This is a genomic window from Fluviicola taffensis DSM 16823 (assembly GCF_000194605.1).
Classification (GTDB): Bacteria; Bacteroidota; Bacteroidia; order Flavobacteriales_D; family Crocinitomicaceae; genus Fluviicola; species Fluviicola taffensis.
This window is the reverse complement of the sequence record NC_015321.1, coordinates 1,381,743-1,401,636: the sequence shown is the minus strand read 5'-3', so window position 1 is coordinate 1,401,636 and position 19,894 is coordinate 1,381,743. Positions and strand designations below refer to the sequence as shown.

Annotated in this window: 20 protein-coding genes; 10 read left to right on the top strand and 10 right to left on the bottom strand. The window is 37.3% G+C overall.

The window, feature by feature from the left end; translation table 11 throughout:
* Positions 1 to 201 precede the first annotated feature (201 nt).
* Positions 202 to 2,139, top strand: a complete 1,938-nt coding sequence (locus tag FLUTA_RS06210; RefSeq protein WP_013686004.1) for a YgiQ family radical SAM protein — start codon at positions 202 to 204, stop codon at positions 2,137 to 2,139.
* A gap of 75 nt (positions 2,140 to 2,214) precedes the next feature.
* Here the strand turns inward: FLUTA_RS06210 and FLUTA_RS22030 are convergent, their stop codons facing one another.
* Positions 2,215 to 2,421 carry a DUF3606 domain-containing protein gene (locus FLUTA_RS22030; protein ID WP_425357331.1) on the bottom strand — a complete coding sequence of 69 codons (207 nt, stop codon included), beginning with the start codon at positions 2,419 to 2,421 and terminating at the stop codon, positions 2,215 to 2,217.
* Positions 2,422 to 2,637: 216 nt separating this feature from the next.
* On the opposite strand from FLUTA_RS22030, the gene FLUTA_RS06200 reads away from it, so the two are divergent.
* Genes FLUTA_RS06200 through FLUTA_RS06185 form a run of 4 tightly spaced genes read left to right on the top strand, consistent with a single transcriptional unit; the run spans position 2,638 to position 5,018 of the window.
* Complete coding sequence (locus tag FLUTA_RS06200) at positions 2,638 to 2,952, top strand: hypothetical protein (protein WP_013686002.1); 315 nt, start codon at positions 2,638 to 2,640, stop codon at positions 2,950 to 2,952.
* Positions 2,953 to 2,956: 4 nt separating this feature from the next.
* Complete coding sequence (locus tag FLUTA_RS06195; RefSeq protein ID WP_148235398.1) at positions 2,957 to 3,595, top strand: hypothetical protein; 639 nt, start codon at positions 2,957 to 2,959, stop codon at positions 3,593 to 3,595.
* Positions 3,568 to 4,365, top strand: a complete 798-nt coding sequence (locus FLUTA_RS06190; protein ID WP_169312062.1) for a sensor histidine kinase — start codon at positions 3,568 to 3,570, stop codon at positions 4,363 to 4,365. The genes FLUTA_RS06195 and FLUTA_RS06190 overlap by 28 nt, the downstream gene beginning before the upstream one ends.
* On the top strand, positions 4,338 to 5,018 hold the full coding sequence (locus tag FLUTA_RS06185) for a response regulator transcription factor (protein ID WP_013685999.1): 681 nt from the start codon (positions 4,338 to 4,340) through the stop codon (positions 5,016 to 5,018). Before FLUTA_RS06190 ends, FLUTA_RS06185 begins: the two co-directional genes overlap by 28 nt.
* On the opposite strand, the gene FLUTA_RS06180 is transcribed toward FLUTA_RS06185, so the two are convergent.
* From FLUTA_RS06180 to FLUTA_RS06170, 3 genes are read right to left on the bottom strand one after another with little or no spacing between them, the layout of a single operon-like run.
* Positions 5,019 to 5,873: a class I SAM-dependent methyltransferase gene (locus FLUTA_RS06180; RefSeq protein WP_013685998.1), complete on the bottom strand. Its 855-nt coding sequence runs from the start codon at positions 5,871 to 5,873 to the stop codon at positions 5,019 to 5,021. It abuts the gene before it with no gap.
* Positions 5,874 to 5,879: 6 nt separating this feature from the next.
* Complete coding sequence (locus FLUTA_RS06175; RefSeq protein ID WP_013685997.1) at positions 5,880 to 6,461, bottom strand: tetratricopeptide repeat protein; 582 nt, start codon at positions 6,459 to 6,461, stop codon at positions 5,880 to 5,882.
* Positions 6,462 to 6,468: 7 nt separating this feature from the next.
* Positions 6,469 to 6,903 carry a RidA family protein gene (locus FLUTA_RS06170; RefSeq protein ID WP_013685996.1) on the bottom strand — a complete coding sequence of 145 codons (435 nt, stop codon included), beginning with the start codon at positions 6,901 to 6,903 and terminating at the stop codon, positions 6,469 to 6,471.
* A 114-nt stretch (positions 6,904 to 7,017) separates the two neighbouring features.
* On the opposite strand from FLUTA_RS06170, the gene FLUTA_RS06165 reads away from it, so the two are divergent.
* Entirely contained in the window at positions 7,018 to 8,019 is a 1,002-nt protein-coding gene (locus FLUTA_RS06165) for an NAD(P)H-dependent glycerol-3-phosphate dehydrogenase (protein WP_148235397.1), read from the top strand.
* Positions 8,020 to 8,023: 4 nt separating this feature from the next.
* Here the strand turns inward: FLUTA_RS06165 and FLUTA_RS06160 are convergent, their stop codons facing one another.
* The gene (locus tag FLUTA_RS06160; protein WP_013685994.1) at positions 8,024 to 8,893 is read right to left on the bottom strand and encodes an AraC family transcriptional regulator; all 870 of its coding nucleotides are present in this window, start codon (positions 8,891 to 8,893) and stop codon (positions 8,024 to 8,026) included.
* A gap of 156 nt (positions 8,894 to 9,049) precedes the next feature.
* Between FLUTA_RS06160 and FLUTA_RS06155 the strand changes: the two genes are divergently transcribed.
* The gene (locus FLUTA_RS06155; RefSeq protein ID WP_013685993.1) at positions 9,050 to 9,391 is read left to right on the top strand and encodes a DUF983 domain-containing protein; all 342 of its coding nucleotides are present in this window, start codon (positions 9,050 to 9,052) and stop codon (positions 9,389 to 9,391) included.
* A 120-nt stretch (positions 9,392 to 9,511) separates the two neighbouring features.
* Complete coding sequence (locus tag FLUTA_RS20630) at positions 9,512 to 12,520, top strand: N-acetylmuramoyl-L-alanine amidase (protein ID WP_013685992.1); 3,009 nt, start codon at positions 9,512 to 9,514, stop codon at positions 12,518 to 12,520.
* A gap of 280 nt (positions 12,521 to 12,800) precedes the next feature.
* Here FLUTA_RS20630 and FLUTA_RS06145 read toward each other — a convergent pair whose 3' ends face one another.
* The 5 genes from FLUTA_RS06145 to FLUTA_RS06125 all read right to left on the bottom strand — a co-directional run bounded on the left by FLUTA_RS06145 (position 12,801) and on the right by FLUTA_RS06125 (position 17,636).
* Positions 12,801 to 13,385, bottom strand: a complete 585-nt coding sequence (locus FLUTA_RS06145) for a 50S ribosomal protein L25/general stress protein Ctc (RefSeq protein WP_013685991.1) — start codon at positions 13,383 to 13,385, stop codon at positions 12,801 to 12,803.
* A gap of 81 nt (positions 13,386 to 13,466) precedes the next feature.
* Positions 13,467 to 14,402 (bottom strand): ribose-phosphate pyrophosphokinase, encoded by a 936-nt coding sequence (locus tag FLUTA_RS06140; RefSeq protein ID WP_013685990.1) that lies wholly within the window; start codon positions 14,400 to 14,402, stop codon positions 13,467 to 13,469.
* A 78-nt stretch (positions 14,403 to 14,480) separates the two neighbouring features.
* Positions 14,481 to 15,650: a lysylphosphatidylglycerol synthase transmembrane domain-containing protein gene (locus FLUTA_RS06135; protein ID WP_013685989.1), complete on the bottom strand. Its 1,170-nt coding sequence runs from the start codon at positions 15,648 to 15,650 to the stop codon at positions 14,481 to 14,483.
* Positions 15,643 to 17,178, bottom strand: coding sequence for an Ig-like domain-containing domain (locus FLUTA_RS06130; protein ID WP_013685988.1), 1,536 nt, complete (start codon positions 17,176 to 17,178; stop codon positions 15,643 to 15,645). Before FLUTA_RS06130 ends, FLUTA_RS06135 begins: the two co-directional genes overlap by 8 nt.
* On the bottom strand, positions 17,154 to 17,636 hold the full coding sequence (locus FLUTA_RS06125) for a GAF domain-containing protein (RefSeq protein WP_013685987.1): 483 nt from the start codon (positions 17,634 to 17,636) through the stop codon (positions 17,154 to 17,156). The genes FLUTA_RS06130 and FLUTA_RS06125 overlap by 25 nt, the downstream gene beginning before the upstream one ends.
* An 838-nt stretch (positions 17,637 to 18,474) precedes the next feature.
* Here FLUTA_RS06125 and FLUTA_RS06120 point away from each other — a divergent pair.
* The gene (locus FLUTA_RS06120; RefSeq protein WP_013685986.1) at positions 18,475 to 19,194 is read left to right on the top strand and encodes a 3'-5' exonuclease; all 720 of its coding nucleotides are present in this window, start codon (positions 18,475 to 18,477) and stop codon (positions 19,192 to 19,194) included.
* 192 nt (positions 19,195 to 19,386) lie between these two features.
* The gene (locus FLUTA_RS06115) at positions 19,387 to 19,815 is read left to right on the top strand and encodes a hypothetical protein (protein ID WP_043023676.1); all 429 of its coding nucleotides are present in this window, start codon (positions 19,387 to 19,389) and stop codon (positions 19,813 to 19,815) included.
* The last annotated feature ends 79 nt before the right edge of the window (positions 19,816 to 19,894 follow it).

The following is a 19,894-nucleotide window of genomic DNA, read 5'->3' as shown; positions in this document are numbered from 1 at the left end:
ATGTTCAAATGTTCAAATGTTCAAATGTTCAAATGTTCAAATGTTCAAATGTTCAAATGTTCAAATGTTCAAATTGATTCTCATAAATTTTTGAACTCTTTTAACTCGTTGAACCTTTTAAACTTCTTCTCTGTGCTGTTAATGTACTACAAATCCTTCATTTATAAGGCTTGAGAGACTCTTTTTCCGTAACTTTGCAAAATGGATATGGAAAGGCCTATAACGGACTGGTTGCCACTTACAAAGAAAGAGGTTGAAAAAAGAGGTTGGGATGAATTAGATGTCATTCTAATTTCTGGCGATGCTTATGTGGATCACCCAGCTTTTGGTACAGCAGTTATTGGACGGATCATTGAAAGTGAGGGTTTTAAGATTGGAGTAATCGCACAACCAAATTGGCGAGATGATTTACGCGATTTTAAAAAATTGGGGAAACCGAAATATTTCTTTGGAGTAACAGCGGGATGCATGGATTCCATGGTCAATCACTATACAGCTGGAAAGCGCTTGCGTTCAACGGATGCTTATACTCCAGGTGGGGTTTCTGGTTTTAGACCCGATTATGCAACGACTGTTTATTCCAAAATTCTGAAAGAAATTTATCCAGATGTACCTGTTTTAATTGGTGGCATTGAGGCTTCGCTTCGACGAGTAACTCACTATGATTACTGGAAAAACGAATTAATGCCCTCCATTTTGGTAGATTCAGAAGCTGATTTGTTGGTTTATGGAATGGGAGAGCAACCCTTGCGAGATGTTCTTCGCTTGTTGAAAAAAGGAGTTCCTTTTAGTTCCTTGACAACTGTGAATCAAGTGGCATTTATTCAGGATGGTGATAAGGATTTGCCTAAGAATAAGCAATGGGAGACCGTTGAATTATCGAGTCACGAAGTGTGTCAAAAAGACAAATTGGCGTATGCAGCTAATTTCAAAGTGGTAGAGGTTGAATCCAATAAATTAAAGGCAAATCGGATTACGCAAAAAATTGGTTCGAAAACCTTGGTTATCAATCCGCCTTATCGCACAATGACGGAACAGGAGATGGACCAGTCGTTTGATATGCCTTATACGCGCATGCCTCATCCGAAATATAAGAAACGTGGAGCCATTCCAGCTTACGAAATGATTAAGTTTTCCATCAATATGCACCGTGGATGTTTTGGAGGATGCAGTTTTTGTACGATTTCTGCCCACCAAGGAAAATTTATTTCTTCTCGTTCCGAAAAAAGTATTTTGAATGAAATTGATGAGGTTGTGAAATTGCCAGAATTCAAAGGATATTTATCAGATATTGGTGGGCCTTCAGCGAATATGTACCGCATGAAAGGCAAGGATGAAGCGATTTGCGAGCGTTGTTCAAGTCCTAGTTGTATTCACCCTGTGATTTGCAATAACTTGGATACTTCGCACAAAGCCATGACGGATTTATACCGTAAAATTGATGCACATCCAAAGATTAAAAAGGCTTTTGTTGGCTCTGGAATTCGCTATGATTTGTTGGTAGATGATTTCAATAAGAATAACGATGATGGAAATCACGATGAATACATTGAACAACTAATTACCCGACATGTAAGTGGACGATTGAAAGTGGCTCCAGAGCATACTTCCGATGCGACATTGCGCGTCATGCGAAAACCGTCCTTTAAATACTTTCACAAGTTCAAAGAAAAGTACGATCGTATTTCAGAAAAGAATAATATCAATCAACCCTTGATTCCTTATTTCATTTCTTCGCATCCTGGTTGTGAAGAAGCTGATATGGCAAATTTGGCAGCTGAGACGAAAGACATGGGTTTCCAATTGGAGCAAGTTCAAGATTTTACTCCAACACCTATGACCGTTTCTGAAGTAATTTATTACACAGGTGTTCATCCCTATACTTTGAAGCCAATTTATACGGCTAAAGGAGCTGACGAAAAGAAAAATCAAAATCGCTTCTTTTTTTGGTACAAGCGTGAAAATAGAGATTGGATAAAGGATCGTTTGACGAAGGCTAAAAGACCAGAGTTAATCTCCCAGTTACTAGGAGATCAACAGGGGTCATCTATGAGTAGTGGTAATAAAAATAGTGGTAAAAATTCCAACTCAGGCGGTAACGTGCCAAATTGGCTTAGTGAGCGGAGGAAAAAAAAGTAAGCAACAGGCCGCATAAACTCAGTGAAAGTGGATGTGGGTAATTTCTTAACGACCTGCTGCTATATATTTTTATAATTAATATTTAAATTCTCTCGTTGACCAAACTTGAAGAAGTGATTTGTTCATGTGTAAGTAACTTTCAATTGCACTTATTGAGGATCCAACCTTAGAAATACAATAGAGTAACTCTTTTTCTGAACATTTTAATTCACTACTCCAAAAACTAATATTCGTTTTATTGTGAATATCAACTCTTGGCTTATTTATTAGTTCATTAAACATTTCAATTATTCCTTTTTCTGAAACAAATGTATTGCTCAAATTTGAGGTGTACATCAGTATTTATACTGAAAATGCATTGCGGGAAACCACATTTTTTTAAATACGAAAATTATTAAAACACATGAAATCAGATGTTTATATTTTTTAGTGGTTTTTTCTGTTTGGATTATCGATTATTTCAAATTAATATTGATTCATAACTTAAACTAATGTATTATGTCATTTACAGGGAATGAAGGCGGAGCAATTGATATTTCAGTTGCGGCAGCTTTAACAAAAGCTTATCGCGAGGCTCACTCAGGAAAAATTCAAGGAGCTTTTATTGGGAAAGCAAATATTGAAAAACTAATTTCAGGAAACAGTAAAGGAATCCGCTTCTATTATGGATTGAAAGAAGATGGTACACCTGAATTAGTATTAGTCGGTGCTGATGAAAATGAAGATGATATCTTGAATGTGGTCATTGATCTTGCCAAGAGATGTCCTCCTTATTGTGGATCCAGAAACGTGTTGAATTCAGATTCACAGTAGAAATTTGTTTGAAATAATAGTATATTCCTATTTGGGACCTTTATTATTAGGAGGTGTTCTTTGGTTTAGAGGACACCTCCTTTTTGTTTCAAAACTGCTTATTTTATATGTATTACTAACTCTTTTATTCGAACTTACTGGATTAATACTTGCCAACAAAGGAATTAATAATTTGTGGCTTTATAGAATTTACCTGTATGTCGAACTGATGTTCCCAAGTATTTTCTTTTTCACTCAATTTTCAAAGAAAAGGTCTAAAATTTTATTGATTTTAGTATCTTCAATAGCAATCATATTGACGACTTTAACCAATTCATTTGATGATTGGCAAAATCATGCTTCAGTTCAAACTGGAATAACTTTTTGCTGCGTTACATTTGTCATTATTAGTTATTTTATTGAAATGTTTCGTACAGAAAAAGTATTCAATCCTTTCAAGGATATTTATTTTGTTGTTGGTGGAGTCTTGCTTCTTGGTCATTCATGTACATTTGTTTATAATGTACTCTATGATTACCTCATTAATGGTTATTTTGGGGCAGAAATTCATTCTATTTTGAACGGAATCAATTTGGTTCAGATTTTATTTTACAATCTGTTATATACATGCGCAATATGGCTCAGCAGGTACCGTCTAACTTAGGCTTTTTGTTAATCATTGCTTCTTTGGCGATGTTTATTCTTGCTTTGTCGATTATTGTTTTCGCAGTGCTATATCAACAAAAAATGAGGCGAAAAAAGCAAGAAATGGTTCAGTTGGAATTGAATTACAAAAATGACTTGGTTCAAGCAATTTTGGATGCAAAGGAAATTGAACAGCGCCGAATTGCAATAGAATTACACGATGATATTGGTTCTTCTCTTACTGCTTTGAAACTATCCTTTGCATCCTTGCCAATAGATGATAATGAGCGGAAATTCTTGAACGAAGGAGTACAAATATCAATTAACAAAATTAGAAGTTTATCCAATCGCTTGCTCCCAACAATTTTAGAGGAGTTGGGTCTTATTCCAGCCGTGAAGAGTTTAATAAATACATTGGCACAACAAATATCCAACGTCGATTTTTCGGTTATTGCAGTGAATGATCCAAAAAGTAATTCTCAGACAAGAGAGGTTAATTTGGCCGTTTATCGTATCTTACAAGAGTTAATTAACAATATTCTAAAGTACGCAGAAGCGACAAATATTGAAATAACTTTGGAACAAAATGAAGAGGGGATTCAGTTGAGTGTTACTGACAACGGAATTGGATTCATTCCTACAAAGGAAGACAAGTTGAAATCTCAAAGTTTGGGATTGAAAAATATTGAAAGTAGAAGTCAGCAAATTGATGCTCAAATTGAATATGAATTACTGAAACCAGGTACAAAAGTTGTTCTAAAATGGAAAGCAAAAGAAATATCAGAATAGCAATTGCAGAAGATCAATCTATTTTTAGAAATGGATTGGTGAAATTATTGAATGATATCAATGGTTTTGAAGTTGTTGTAGCTGTGGAAAATGGGCTTTTATTAATAGAATCGTTGCGCACGACTCAAGTAGATTTGGCTCTTATTGATTTCAGAATGCCCGTAATGAATGGAATCGAAGCCACAAAAGAAATTAGAGAATTTTTTCCTGATGTGAAAGTCTTGCTTCTTTCCATGTATGATGACGCTGAATTTGTTGAATTAGCGATAGAAAATGGCGCAAATGGATACTTGTCGAAAGATGATGAAGCTGAAGAGATTCAGATGGCAATTCGATCTGCTGTAGAAACGGGGTATTATTTAAGTGATCGGACTTCAAAGATGTTCATAGCAAAAATGGTTCATACGGGGAAAATTCAACCTTCGTTTAACGAGAATTCGATGGTATTATTTAACTCGAACGAATTAACTATTTTAGAAATGATTTGTGATGAAATGACTACTCAGGAAATTTCAGATAAACTATTTAAAAGTAAACGAACCATTGAAAGTGCTAGAACTTCAATGATGAACAAAGTAGGTGCAAGAAATGTCGTTGGATTGGTTATGTTTGCTATTCAAAATGGAGTTCTGCAAAAAAACAAGGGAGAGTGATTAGTGGTTGTAAATCCGTGTCAAAATTCCATAGTAAAGCTCTTTTCCACTATTCGTTTTAAGCCATAATTCAGAATTTTCAGCCTTATTTGTAGATATTCCCGATTCTTGAATGATGTGATGAATCGTTTTGAGATCTATTTTTGGAGAGTAGGTATTTAAAATCAAAACTCCTGATTTGGAAAGTAGTTGAAATGCCTCTGAAAGTAAAGTTCCTAATAAGTCTTCTAATTTCCATTTCTCGCCTTTTGTACCAAGTCCCCAAGCTGGTGGATCTAACTGCACAACATCGTATTTATTTCCTCTTTTAACTTCTCGCTGAATGAATTTCAAGGCGTCTTCGTGCACCCATTTGATTCCGTCTAATTGAGAGGATAATTGATTTTGTCTTCCCCAATCGAGCATCGGTTTTACGCTGTCGCAATGAATGACTTCTGCTCCCGTTCTTCTTCCAAAAAGGGATGCTGCTCCAGTATATGCAAAAGCATTTAAAAAACGTTTGGAGGAATCTAAATGGGCGGAAAGGAATTCCCAATTAATCTGTTGCTCAGGAAACAACCCAACATGTTTATTCGTTGTGATTCGCAAGTTGAAAATAAGCTGATTGCTTGAGAAAATCCATTCTTCAGCTGCTTGAGCCTTTAATTTTTTCCAAACTCCTTGTAGTGAACCTTCTGTTTTCGGAATAAATTCCCAATCAGCTAAATCTGTCCACTCTTTTTTAGATAATGCTGCGCCAAAATATGCTTGATGCTCTGGGCGAATGGTAGTTACTGTTCCCCAGCGTTCCAGTTTTCTTCCACCACCAGCATCAATGAGCTCATAATTTTCAGGAAAATTGGCAAATGTTTTCATCAAAAATTAACGCATTTTAGGCGTCTTCTTGCGGCCTCCCATCATTTGTGCCATGCGCATCTGATTTTTAGAAGGTGCATTCTGCATTTGACTTTGCATCATTTTGATTTGATCTTTTAACATTCCGCTATCGTCCATTTTTTTAGCTTCTGCTAATAATGTCACTGCTTCTTGTCTGCGACCTGATTGAACACAAAGTCCAGCTAAATGCATACGAGCCATTGCTTTGTCATGACCTCTTTTCAGGCCCAACTGAATGGCCTCACGCAACATCCCTTCAATTTTAACGGAAGGAAAAGCTTGTGCATTTAACAAAGCTTGCATGTAAATTACATATGCTCTTTGGCGTTTTGGCAAAAATTGAGGTGCTGTAATGCGGTTAATAGCACGTTGCGCTTTGTCTTGATTTCCAGTACGCATGTGATTCAGCGTGAAAGCCAAGTTTTCGTTGTAATTAAACGACAAAATTACAAGTGCTGTAGGGAAAATCAGAAAGATACCCCAGCCCCAGTAACCAGTATAAAAAGAATAAACAGTTAAGAATAACATTCCTGCAGCTAGTAAACTGCGAATAGCAAATCCGATCATAATTTAATTAGTCAATTGTTGCAATACACTTTAATTCGATGGCAATTGGGGTAGGAAGCGAGTTGATTTCGACTGTTGTTCTACAAGGTAAGTTGTCTTTGAAATACTCCGCATAAATACGGTTGTAAACATGAAAATCACGCTTCATATTTACCAAGAAAACGGTTACGTCAACTAACTGATCCCAGCTTGATCCAGATTCTTCCAAAATAATTCGAACATTGTCAAATACACTTCGGCATTGTGCTTCGAAATCAAACTCAATGAAATTCCCGTTTTTATCCAATTTCAGACCTGGAACCGCTGAATCAATATCATCAGAGCCTGCTACTCTTGGTCCAACTCCCGATAAAAATAGAAGATTGCCAACTTTGCGTGCATGAGGGTATAATCCTACTGGTTTCGGAGCTTTGTTTGTGGAAATACGTGAAACTTCTGCCATATTTTTTTAGCAAAGATAGTGCTTTCTGTTAGATTGCATAACGAATTATTTTCAGTCTTCGAAAGAGTCTGGTTGAATACAACGAAGAGAATTATATGTACATTTGTCGAGACTATGAATAAGCGAATGAAAACCGTTGGTGTCATTGGAGGAGGTAGCTGGGCTACTGCCCTGGTTAAAATCTTGTGTAATAATTTTGCACAGGTCAATTGGTTTGTACGTAGAGAAGATCAAGTGGCTCATATTATGAGGTATAAGCACAATCCGTCTTATTTGCAGTCGGTTGAATTTGATTTGAATCAGATTTATGTCTCAAACGATTTAGAAGCGATTATTAGTAGAAGTGATGTTTTAATTGTTGCAACACCATCTGCTTTTTTGGTCGATTTGTTTAAAGATACAACGCCCGATTTATTCAAAGGAAAGGTTGTTTTTTCGGCTGTAAAAGGAATTGTTCCCGAATACAATGCTATTCCAGCGCGCTTTTTTCATAAAACATTTGGTACTCCTTATAAAGATATTGGAATCATTTGCGGACCATGTCATGCGGAGGAAGTTGCTTTGGAGCGTCTTTCTTATTTGACTGTCGCTTGTCAGCATGAAAACATTGCTGAGGAAATGGCACGTATGCTTGCTTGTAGGTATATCAAAACTACTACTTCTGACGATTTGTTTGGAACAGAACTTTCGGCAGTTTTGAAAAATGTATATGCCTTGGCTTCCGGAATTTGCGCTGGATTGGGTTATGGAGATAACTTTCAATCGGTTCTAATTGCCAATGCTATTCAAGAGATTGAAAATTTCATAGATGAAGTTAGCCCTATTCACCGCGATGTGAAGTCATCTGCTTATTTGGGTGATTTATTAGTAACTGCATATTCGAAGTTTTCCCGAAATCGAACCTTTGGTTTTATGATCGGGAAAGGATATTCTGTGAAAACTGCTCAGTTGGAAATGGATATGATCGCGGAAGGATATTATGCCACCAAATGTGTCAAGGAAATCAACAAGAAATTCCAAGTCGATATGCCTATTTTGGAAGCCGTTTACAATATCCTGTATGAGAAAATATCTCCTGTTATTGAAATGAAAATCTTAACAGACAAACTAACTTAATCATTCAATTCCTCTCCCTGAATTGCTTCGGCGTTTCCCCTGCATGTTTCTTGAAAAATAAATGAAAGTATGGGTAGTTTTCAAATCCTAATTCATCTGCAATTTCTTGAATGCTTTTCGAATCACTGACTAATTTCCTTTTGGTTTCTAAGATTAATCGTTCAGCGATGAGTTGAGTAGTACTTTTTCCAGTACTTGATAGACAAATTCGATGTAAATGCTTAGTAGTCATTGCTAGCTTTTCAGCGTAGAATGAAGCATTTTTATTGAATATGTAGTTTGCATTTAAGAGCTCCATGAATTGATGAAAATGGTTTTGATATCGGCTATTTTTTGGAGCTGAAATGGATTCATTATTGTCATATATTCGTGCTAAATCTGAATAAATGAGCTGGCTCAAACTAGCTATTTTTAGAAAGGAATGACTGGTGTTTAATTGATACTCTTCCATCATTTCACGAAAACGGAGCAACAAAACTTCTCCAATTTTTCCGTCAATTTTTAGCGCTGGTTTTGAATCTCGTGATTGAAAAAACGGCCAATGATGCAATTCAAAGTGAGTAGAATAAAGTTTGTAAAAATCTTCCGAGTGAAATAGAATCCAACCTTCAGCTTCTTCCTCAAATTTCCAATCGTGAATTTGTTCTGGCTGAAGAAAAAACACGGTATTTGCTTCTATTGGATAAGAGTTGAAATCAATATCATGTGTCCCTTTTCCTTTTGTAAAGAAAACGGTGAGGTAAAAGTCGTGTTTGTGTGGATGATTAATGTCTGAATGATATTTTTTTAAATGTTCGGAAAAGCGATTGATATAAAAAGCTTGTAATAAGCCATTTTCATCGAATTTTTCAATGGGAAGACGCGGAAAACTCATGCTTAAAAATACAAGAAAAAACGACAGCTTTTGAAGAACAAATTAGATTGAGCGTCAGAGAGGAAATAATTTGGATATGTCTGAATAATGTAATTATTGGAGTTAATGAATAATATATGGATAGATTTAACTGAGTTACCTTTGTAAAAAAAAGCGATGTCAAAGTTTACACCAATATTGAACGGATGTTGTCCGATTTGCGGAAAAGGAAAAATTTTTGAAACGAAAGGATCTTTGCTTCGTTTGAAAGCTCCTAAAATGCACGAACGTTGTTCTGAATGTAATTATCGTTTTGATAAAGAGCCAGGTTACTTTTTTGGAGCGATGTATATTAGCTACGGACTAGCAATAGCTGAGTTGGTTCCCGTTTTCTTAATCTTCGCGTGGTTTCTCCCTTTAGCTTGGATTTTTACACTGATGTTCACTGTTTTGCTCTTTACTATGTTTTTCAACTTTCGATTTTCTAGAGTGCTATGGATCCATATTTTTCATGAGTAAAACAGGATTTGAAAAGTCCTGCTAGGTAAATTTAAATTACTAAATCCATTTTGTTTCATATTGATTTTCAAGTATGTAAAGAATTGAATATATTAGTTCAATACTACTGATTGAAAATATATGAAGAAAATCCTACTATTCACAAGCTGTTTATTCGGCTTCACAGCGCTGGCACAGACAAGTCAGGCGAATTTCGAATCTTACTGTCAGCAAACTTATGCTGCTTATCCAGGGATTCCAAAAGGAATTTTGGAAGCTGTTTCGTTCACTCAAACCCGGATGTCTTATTTGACAACCTCTGAATTAGAGTCTTGTTCTGGCCTGCCAAAGTCTCACGGCTTTTTAGGACTGATTGCCCATGGCAAGGGCTATTTCAAAGAGAATCTGAAACTCGTTTCACAAATTTCCGGAGTTCCAGTTTCTCAAATTAAGCAAGATCCTGCAGCTGAAATTTCTGCCTTTGGAAAGGTTGTTGATGTCTACATGAAAGAGCTAAAAGGAACTTCACTTCCAAATTCTCTGAAGGAGATTTTTAATAGGCTGTCCTATTTATCTGATTCTGGAAGAGTAAATGCATTTGCAAGAGATGCCGAACTCTACGAATTATTCAAATTTCTGAATAACGATGAAAATTCGGCTTTGTATCATTTCCCCAATTACAATTTTGATTTGAAAAGCCTTTTCGGGTCTCAGAACTTGTCAGTTTTAAGTGCTCAAAGGATTACTTTTTCTGAGAATGGAATTCAATCAAATTCAGGTCAGAATTACCTTCCAAAAAAAACAGAGAGCTTGGTTAAATCACTCGAGTATACGCCAGCTGTATGGAATCCTGCTCCTTCCTGTAATTTCAGTTCTCGAAGTGGTACTGCTATTTCTGCTATTACTATTCACACTATTCAGGGAACTTATGCAGGAGCAATATCCTGGTCTCAGAATTGTTCATCAAGTGTTTCTTATCATTATGTAGTTCGCTCTTCGGATGGTCAGGTTACTCAAATGGTTCTAGAAGCAAATAAAGCGTGGCATGTAGGCTCCGAAAATCCGTATACGATTGGATACGAACACGAAGGATATGTGACTCAGGCGCAATGGTACACACCTGCATTGTATAATGCTTCTGCAGGAATTACCCGCGACATTTGCCAAAGTGGATACGGAATTAGTCCGCTGAGAACATTTTCAGGTGCAGCAACAAGTGGTGCAAATGTGTTGGGTGGATGCATCAAAATCAAAGGACACCAGCATTTCCCCAATCAAACACATACCGATCCAGGAATTTATTGGAATTGGGCCTTGTATTATCAATTGGTGAACAATAATCCAACTCAGAATAATTTGAATGCGTCTAGCGGAACTTTTACGGATTCCGGAGGTAGCGGAGCGAATTACAGCAATGACCAACGTTCTTTGACACTTATCCAACCAGCAAATGCCAGTTCAATTACTTTGAACTTCTCTAGTTTTTCTATCGAAGCAAATTGGGATTACCTCTACATTTATGATGGAGCAACTACTGCTGCACCTTTAATCGGGACGTATACAGGAACCAATTCCCCAGGAACAATTACTTCTTCTAGTGGATCTTTACTGATTGAATTCAGAAGCGATTGTGCTACAACTGCTGCAGGATGGGTTGCAAATTGGACAAGTGTTGTTACGAACCCTGCTTTGGGGGATGTCATTGCTCCGATGACCACTGTAAGTGTTCCAGGAAGCTGGGTCACACAGAATTTTACTGCTACTTATATGGATACCGATAATGCAGGCGGAAGTGGTGTTGAAAAGTCTTTTTACCAGGTCACAGACCTTACGGGTAGTGATTGGCGCTCCAATGCAGCGAAAGGATTTTTTAATGACAACTTCGATCAGACTGCTATTCATTCCAGCTGGACTTCTCAGTCGGGTATGTGGGCTTTGGGTTCCGGAAACCTCGTTCATAGTGATGAGTCCAATGGGAATTCGAATATATGGGCAAACGTAACCAGTAATTTGAGTGATCGTTACCTCTATCAATGGTCTGGAGCTATGTCGGGAACAGGAACCAACCGCAGAGCTGGTTTCCATTATTTCTGCAGTGATCCTACTTTGCCCAACAGGGGGAATTCTTATTTTGTATTCTTCCGCTTGGATAATGACAAGATTCAGATTTATGAAGTAACAAATGATACGTATAGTTTGGTTGATGAAGTGGTGTATAATTTTAATGTCGATCAATGGTACGATTACAAAGTTGCCTACGACCGAACTACTGGAAAACACCAAGTGTATGTAAACAATGTACTGGCGAGAACCTGGACAGATCCGACTCCACTCACTACTGGAAATTACATCTCTTTCCGAACTGGGAATTGTGTTTATAAAGTAAATGATTTACGTGTTTATCGTTCGAGAAGTTCAAGTACTCCTATTACTGTTGGTGCGAGTGGTGATATGCGCTATGAAAGTCCTAATTCTTCTACTTCTGTAGGTCGTATTCGGTCAATTGTTCAGGACGTTGCTGGAAATTTATCTGCGGTCTCTTCTCAGGATGTGAAAATTGACTGGACAACCCCATCCGCAATTCAAACGGTCAACGATGTATTGCTTGCGGATGCTTCAACTACAACATATACTTCCATGCTGGAAGCGAACTGGACAACTTCTTTTGATGCGAATTCGGATATTGCGAATTATTGGGTGGCTATTGGTACAGAGATCGGAGCGACTGATGTGATGGAATGGAAAAATAACTATTGGAGCACGGATATAAGTGTTGGTGGTTTGAGCTTGAATGCCGGAAACAGGTATTATTTTTCTGTTAAAGCAGAAAATGGTGCGGGTGTTTTCTCCGATGTCATGTCTTCAAATGAACAAATTCCTATTTTGTCAACCATTTCTCCAGGTGCATTTCTCCAAGAAGAATTAAAATTTGTTATTTATCCAAATCCTGCTTCTGAAATCCTGGTTGTCAAATCCGACAGAGTTGGAGGGAGGATTGTTTTGATGGATAACTCGGGAAGAATTGTTCTGGAGAAAATAGTGGATAATATCATCGTGGATTTATTGATTGGGCATTTATCTGCCGGAAATTATCAATTGATCTATGAGTTGGATGGAAAAGCATTCCGTGAAATGATCATAAAACAGTAATTCTGCAGGTTTCTATGAGGTGTTTTGTTCAAAATTGACGGTTAAAAAACTGAAAACTGCTTTAGAGAAAGAAGGGCAGGTGAAAACCAAAGTTGCTAAGTAACTTTGCTTCATCCTTAGTAGGTAAAGAAATTAGAACCTACGCCTAAATCTAATAGTTAGTTATGCCATCTTCGCGTCAAAGTTAAGATGGCTTTTTTATGGTGTAGAATGAAAGAGCATAAAAAAACCTGATTTTGTATATACGAAATCAGGTTTTTTTTAAAGTTCAAATAGAATCTTATTCTTCGTCTTCATCATCAGCTTCTGCAGCTTTAGATGCTCCACGAGCCATTTTAACAGATACTACAACTGCGTTTTTAGCTTCAGAGATAGTTAAACCATCATTTTCCAAATCTTTCACACGAACAGATTGACCGATACGTAATTTTGTAATGTCAATTACGATAGCCTCTGGCAAATCTGCTGGAAGACCAACTACACGTAAACGACGGAAAACTTGCATCAAACGACCTCCCGCTAATACACCACGAGAAGCTCCTGTCAAACGAACTGGCAATGCCACTTTAACTGGTTTCTTAGCATCTAATTCTAAGAAGTCAATGTGAACCACTTTATCCGTAATAGGATTTTGTTGAATCTCTTGGATAATTGCATTCGATTTTTTACCGTCGATGTCCAATTCGATTTTAAATACATCTGGATTGAAAATTAATTTTTCAACTTTGATGTCTGGAAGAGAGAAATGTGTCTGTGTTCCTTGTCCGTAAAGAACGCATGGAACTAAGCCTGCATCTCTCAAAGCTTTAGCATCCTTCTTCCCTACGTTCGCGCGTGGCGAACCGCTCAATTGTGCTACTTTCATATTTGTTATTTATTTAATTTATTTTCCGTGGATTATTTATCGTCCACCACGGCGGACCGTTTATTGGAAGCAGTGCTTCCTCTATGAGATTATAAAATGCGTACTAATGGATTCGTTTTTAATTAATCGATCTATTACATCTGAGAATAAATCTGCTACCGTAATGACACGAATCTTGTCACTTTTTTCTTTCAACGGAATGGTATCTGTAACGATTAACTCCGTCAATTTTGAGTTGTTGATGCGCTCGAATGCTGGTCCGGATAAAACAGCATGTGTACAGAATGCACGAACACTTTTCGCTCCTTTTTCCATGAATAATTCAGCTGCTTTTGTTAAAGTACCTGCTGTATCACACATATCATCTACTAAAATGACGTCTTTTCCTTCAACATCACCAATGACAGTCATTTCTGCAACTTCGTTTGCTTTCTTACGGCTTTTGTGACAAATTGCTAAACCAGTATCTAATTTCTTCGCATACGCATTGGCACGTTTTGCACCACCTGCATCTGGAGCAGCCATAATTAAGTTGCCATTGTCCAAAGCCTTCATTTCATTGAAAAATAAAGTAGAAGCAAATAAATGATCTACCGGAACTTCAAAGAAACCTTGAATTTGATCCGCATGTAAATCCATCGTCATCACACGGTCTACACCAGCTGCCATCAACATATTTGCAATCAATTTCGCTCCAATAGCAACTCTTGGCTTGTCTTTACGGTCCTGACGAGCAAATCCGAAATAAGGAATCACTGCAATAATTTTACGAGCCGAAGCACGTCTTGCAGCATCAACCATCAACAACAACTCGAATAAATTTTCTGTTGGAGGCATGGTAGATTGAACGATAAATACGTCTTGACCACGTACTGTTTCTTCAAAAGATGGTTGAAATTCACCATCGCTGAATTCCGTAACTTTTACATCACCCAAAGTAGCTCCAAACTTGGTAGCTATTTGTTCGGCAAGCACTTTTGATGCTCTTCCTGCAAAAATTTTTACACCGTAAGACATGATTTTTACCGTTTTAAGAGCGCAAAGATAACGATATTATCTGAAAAACAAAGGCTTTTATTCACTCTGTGAATCGATTTAGTCTTTCTTTTTCTGATGCTTCGATAACCAGCGTGGAAGAATGATTGATCCAACGATTAAATAAGGGAAATACGAAATCAATCGCCATAAAACAGCCATGGTACCAAGCAGTATGATACTCGGACTATATTCGATTAATAATTGACCAAATGCCCATTCGGCAACTCCGCTTCCCCCTGGAGTCGGAGAGATGCGTAAAAACATCCACAAAACGAATTGCTTGGAAAATATTTGAATTTGTTGAAGAAAGCCCAAACTAAGAAAGGCTTGCAAAATAAAATTGATGACTAAAAAACGGGATGACCACGAGAAAACTGTTGCTCCAAAAGCTTTGAACCAAAATGAAAGAGATTCTTTTTTCATCTCAACGGCTGTTTCGCTAATATCGGTTCCAACTTTTTTTGACCCTCCTTGAAAACGTTTCAGAAGAGGGAATCTGGTGATGAAAGTGAGTATGTGATAAACCAGTTTAGGATATAAAATAATGCTTGAAAAGAGAACGAGGCACAAAATAGCAAAGACGCTGAATCCAATCCAAAACACGGTCATCATGGATTCATTTCCTGTGGCTGGAAATAATTGGGAAGATGGAATGATTAGGAATAAAATGGGAATGACAACAACGTAAAAGAGATTGTCTAAAAATGCTGTGATAATAACGATTGCAGTGGCTCTGCCCAGTGCAATTTTTTCGCGATTCAAAATGAACATTGCCACAGTTGCCCCACTTAAAACTCCTGGTGCCAAGGCAGATGCGAATTCCCATAACATGATTACATGAAAAGCTTGTTTCCAGCCTAACTGCTTTTTTGTGAGTATTCGAATTCGAAGAATATAACCAAGATCTCTACCAATCATAGCGAATAACGCCATAGCAAGCCAAAAGAACGTGTTGCTATTCCATGAAATATCTGCAAGGACTTCCCAAGCTGATTTTTCTTCAAAATTCCCGTTGGAAGATGCTGTGAATTCTTTTGAATCGCTGTAATCGATGCGCTTGTTGTGATTGGTATCTTTCCAAATAAATGAGCCTTTTCCCTTTTCAACTTCGTGAAATTCGGAACGAGTAAAACTATAAACTAAAATTCCTGTAGATATTGAAATGCTTATCAGTAAGGCGAGGTAAATCCTCCATTTACGAAAGGCATTTTCAACCGAATCACTCATTTAAATCGAGTTTAAGAACCTCTTCAATATCCCAATTGGGACGAAGTTTGGATTTTATGTCGAAGCGAACGACTTCTTCGGGTTGTGATTTTTCGATCCAATTTCCAGCATCCCATTTTCCATTACCGTTGATATCTCTTATACAGCGAATCTGATATACAACTGGAATTAGATTGTTCCATTCAACAACAGTATCTGTTTCGGATTTCTGAAAAGTGCGGATTGGGTTGTTTCCTTCCATCAGTTGAATAATCCATTTTCCTTTCAAACTTTCGATGCCTAGTTTCAAATTAGATAAATCAGAAGGGTGGAAGGTTTTGATTTCCAATTTGATAGAGTCATTCTGATTGGATATACCTTTTAAAGCTCCAGATTTAAATTGAACAATTAAATCAAACGAGATTTCAGTAGTTGGAATGAGTTTAATGAGATTTCCTTCTAACAGGTAATTGTAATTAACTTTTAGTTTTGTTTTATCTTCCAGTATGATGAGAGATGTATCGATTTTATCGATTCGCTCATTGGTTTGAAAGAGCAAGGTATCACCCAATAACCAGGAGCTTTTGTACACTTTGTTAATGATTGAAAAATTCTTATTCCGATCCTTAATCGGGAGAATTTTGGTAATGGTATCTTGTTCCACAACGAATGTGTAAATATCATTCTCTACAATTGGCAAGGCAATCAATGCGGAATCGATGGAATATTGTTTGATGAGATTAATCGATTCTCCATTCAGTTTTATAAGAGATTCTTTAATTTCTTTTCCAAATAATGTGGCCACTCCAGGATTTGCAATTTTGATTTGCATTTTTGTGGAAAGTACTTTTGGTTTTGAAGATAAAATGTGCGCATAACTACTATCAGCACTTGTTACTAAGGTGGAAGTATAAGCAATATCTTCTCCAATTGTTGGAAGTCGGTCTTTGTTGGCGTCCAAATATGCGAATAATTGAAAGTTACCTTGTTTCAGATAATTGAATTCAAAAGCTCCTTTTGCGTCACTCTTGCAAATGTACATGGGTGGGTTTTTGTATGGATCAGAATCTGCAGGATACAACCCAACTGAATAGGAACTTCCTGGTTTATTGGTAAATCCATCTGTAATCATTCCTGAAACTTTCAATGAATCAATTTGATTGCCAGTTGAAAATACGAATTGGTGAATGGTATCATTTTTTTCATTCAAATCCTTAATCGTTCCATTTAATTGAATGATGTAAGTCGTATTTGGTTGAAGTGTCCCATCCCATTTGATAGTAAGATCTCGTTTTTTAGAAGTTACTTCCAATTTTCCCGCATTTGGATTCATGACCGCAGTATTCGTTGGATCATTTAAAGTAAAGAATTCATCGAATCTAACCGTTAGTTCATTTTGGCTGACATGTAGAGCGCCTTGCTCTGGAATTTGAGAATTGCTAACAGGAAGAGCTGCGCGCGTATCAGTCGGTCCACCAGTTAAGGGAACAATCTCAGCGCAACCTGCTAAGAGAAGAATTGTTCCTAGAAACAATGAGTACCGAGCCATTCGCAAAGTTCGTTTAAGTATTTTGAATCAATTTCATCAAAGTCATTGAGAACAGCACTGTCGACATCTAGAATAGCTACGACCTGTCCATTTTTTTGAATTGGAACAACAATTTCACTTTTGCTTTCGCTGGAGCAAGCGATGTGTCCTGGAAAAGCATCTACGTCAGGAACGACTAATGTTTCATTTTGTTTCCAAGCGCTACCACAAACACCTTTCCCCCATGCAATTCGGGTACAGGCAATTGGTCCTTGAAATGGCCCCAGAACAAGCTCATTCTTTTCCACTAAATAAAATCCAACCCAGAAAAAATCAAAGGTCATTTTTAGAGCGGATGCAACATTGGCTATATTGGCAACCAAGTTTGGTTCTCCCTCACAAAGTGCTTTGGCCTGCGGAATCAAAACTTGATATTTCTCCTCTTTGGTTGTTTGTGCTATGAATAATTCTTCTGCCATGAATTACAAAAATAAGAAAAAGCGTTAGCTTTTGAAGACTGAGGCGCAACAAACGTCAGTGCGACAGTGACGAGGGATAAGCGTTAGCTTTTGAAGACTGAGTCACAACAAACGTCAGTGCGACAGTGGCGAGGGATAAGCGTTAGCTTTTGAAGACTGAGTCACAACAAACGTCAGTGCGACAGTGACGAGGGATAAGCGTTAGCTTTTGAAGACTGAGGCGCAACAAACGTCAGTGCGACAGTGACGAGGGATAAGCGTTAGCTTTTGAAGACTGAGGCACAACAAACGTCAGTGCGACAGTGACGAGGGATAAGCGTTAGCTTTTGAAGACTGAGGCGCAACAAACGTCAGTGCGACAGTGACGAGGGATAAGCGTTAGCTTTTGAAGACTGAGGCACAACAAACGTCAGTGCGACAGTGACGAGGGATAAGCGTTAGCTTTTGAAGACTGAGGCGCAACAAACGTCAGTGCGACAGTGACGAGGGATAAGCGTTAGCTTTTGAAGACTGAGGCGCAACAAACGTCAGTGCGACAGTGACGAGGGATAAGCGTTAGCTTTTGAAGACTGAGTCACAACAAACGTCAGTGCGACAGTGGCGAGGGATAAGCGTTAGCTTTTGAAGACTGAGTCACAACAAACGTCAGTGCGACAGTGACGAGGGATAAGCGTTAGTTCATTGCGATGGAAAGAATAAAAGAATTTGAGGTTAGTTCGTAAGCTTTAAAGGAATACTATTCCTTACGGGCAAAAAATGAGCCGTTTCAGAAAAAAATCAAAAAAAGAGAACAATCGAATTGATATTTTTACATAACTTAAATGGAAAACGAAAAAATATGCTTGATTTGACTCAATTGGATAAGATTCTCTTTTTAGATATAGAAACGGTTCCAGAAGTTTACAACTATTCAGATTTGGAACTAGAAACCACGAAATTATTCGACTCAAAAAATGCCCGCTATTTAACAGAAGAAAAAACCAAAGAAGATGTTTACAATGAAAAAGCTGGTATCTATGCTGAGTTTGGTAAAATTGTTTGTATTTCGGTTGGATTTGTGCATCAATCTGCAACTGGAAAATCAATTCGAATGACATCCTTTGCACATGATGACGAGGAAACCTTATTGAGACAGTTCGTTCGACTTTTAGAAAACAATTACAACACTCCGAAGCATGTTTTGTGCGGACATAATTCCAAAGAGTTTGACCTACCATTTATTTGTCGTCGTTTATTAATTAATGGAATTGCTTTGCCGAATATTCTTAACTTGGCTGGTAAGAAACCATGGGAAATTCTTCATTTGGATACTATGGAGTTGTGGAAATTTGGTGATTATAAAGCATATACAAGTTTGGCTTTATTGTGTCATATTTTTAAAATTCCAACCCCAAAAGATGATATTTCTGGAGCTGATGTTGCTCGTGTTTATTACGAAGAGCAGAATTTAGATCGCATTCGTATTTATTGTGAAAAGGATGTCGTTGCATTGATTCAACTTTTCTTGCGCATGAATGGCGAATCGTTGGTGGATGAAGGAGAAATTTATATTAAATAAGAGGAAGCACTGCTTCCGATAAATTGAGAGGCACTGCTTCCGATAAATTGAGAGGCACTGCTTCTGATAAATTGTGAGGCACTGCTTCCGATAAATAATCCACCGAAGTGAATAGAATAAATTAAACAACAAATACAACTACAATTTATGATTCTGACAAAAAAAAAACTACTAATTTTTGGCATCTGTCTAATGAGTTTAAACGGCCTAAATGCCCAAGAAGTGATTAAGTATAATGGTAAATCAATCACTATTCAAGGACCCAAATGTTTTTCGATGGAAATAAACGGAACGACCTTGGAATACCATCAAAAAATTGTAGATACTGATCTGTATTCTACGGTTGTGAGAAAAAGAAGTGACGGAGTCGTTCGAGAGGTAACAGTTCGTAAAGTATCCGTAAAAGTGATTACTGATACTGGTTTTAGAATCGACTATTTGAATACTTACGGTGAAGTGTATTCGTGTACTATTCTAACTGATATAGATAAAGTGATTTCTACGGTTTATGAAGGTTCGAAAATAGGAAATAATAGAGAAACAAACTTGACAATTTATTTTTCAGACAAACAGCAATTAACAGATTTCATCGCTGAAATAAAAAAGAAAAGAGGATTCTAAAATTAGAAACAATAGAAAAGAAAAATCCCCTGATGATTGCTCGTCAGGGGATTTTTTATTGGTTTCAGTCTAATGACTA

Excerpts from the sequence above, each read along its gene's own strand:
- FLUTA_RS06170 (WP_013685996.1), bottom strand. The coding sequence starts at position 6,903 with ATGGCAGAAGTTTCACGTATTTCCACAAACAAAGCTCCGAAACCAGTA.
- FLUTA_RS06160 (WP_013685994.1), bottom strand. The coding sequence starts at position 8,893 with ATGAGTTTTCCGCGTCTTCCCATTGAAAAATTCGATGAAAATGGCTTA.
- FLUTA_RS06115 (WP_043023676.1), top strand. The coding sequence starts at position 19,387 with ATGAGTTTAAACGGCCTAAATGCCCAAGAAGTGATTAAGTATAATGGT.
- FLUTA_RS06185 (WP_013685999.1), top strand. The coding sequence starts at position 4,338 with ATGGAAAGCAAAAGAAATATCAGAATAGCAATTGCAGAAGATCAATCT.
- FLUTA_RS20630 (WP_013685992.1), top strand. The coding sequence starts at position 9,512 with ATGAAGAAAATCCTACTATTCACAAGCTGTTTATTCGGCTTCACAGCG.
- FLUTA_RS06135 (WP_013685989.1), bottom strand. The coding sequence starts at position 15,650 with ATGAGTGATTCGGTTGAAAATGCCTTTCGTAAATGGAGGATTTACCTC.
- FLUTA_RS06145 (WP_013685991.1), bottom strand. The coding sequence starts at position 13,385 with ATGAAAGTAGCACAATTGAGCGGTTCGCCACGCGCGAACGTAGGGAAG.
- FLUTA_RS06125 (WP_013685987.1), bottom strand. The coding sequence starts at position 17,636 with ATGGCAGAAGAATTATTCATAGCACAAACAACCAAAGAGGAGAAATAT.
- FLUTA_RS06180 (WP_013685998.1), bottom strand. The coding sequence starts at position 5,873 with ATGAAAACATTTGCCAATTTTCCTGAAAATTATGAGCTCATTGATGCT.
- FLUTA_RS22030 (WP_425357331.1), bottom strand. The coding sequence starts at position 2,421 with ATGTTTAATGAACTAATAAATAAGCCAAGAGTTGATATTCACAATAAA.
- FLUTA_RS06120 (WP_013685986.1), top strand. The coding sequence starts at position 18,475 with ATGCTTGATTTGACTCAATTGGATAAGATTCTCTTTTTAGATATAGAA.
- FLUTA_RS06140 (WP_013685990.1), bottom strand. The coding sequence starts at position 14,402 with ATGTCTTACGGTGTAAAAATTTTTGCAGGAAGAGCATCAAAAGTGCTT.
- FLUTA_RS06165 (WP_148235397.1), top strand. The coding sequence starts at position 7,018 with ATGAATAAGCGAATGAAAACCGTTGGTGTCATTGGAGGAGGTAGCTGG.
- FLUTA_RS06155 (WP_013685993.1), top strand. The coding sequence starts at position 9,050 with ATGTCAAAGTTTACACCAATATTGAACGGATGTTGTCCGATTTGCGGA.
- FLUTA_RS06175 (WP_013685997.1), bottom strand. The coding sequence starts at position 6,461 with ATGATCGGATTTGCTATTCGCAGTTTACTAGCTGCAGGAATGTTATTC.
- FLUTA_RS06210 (WP_013686004.1), top strand. The coding sequence starts at position 202 with ATGGATATGGAAAGGCCTATAACGGACTGGTTGCCACTTACAAAGAAA.
- FLUTA_RS06200 (WP_013686002.1), top strand. The coding sequence starts at position 2,638 with ATGTCATTTACAGGGAATGAAGGCGGAGCAATTGATATTTCAGTTGCG.
- FLUTA_RS06130 (WP_013685988.1), bottom strand. The coding sequence starts at position 17,178 with ATGGCTCGGTACTCATTGTTTCTAGGAACAATTCTTCTCTTAGCAGGT.
- FLUTA_RS06190 (WP_169312062.1), top strand. The coding sequence starts at position 3,568 with ATGGCTCAGCAGGTACCGTCTAACTTAGGCTTTTTGTTAATCATTGCT.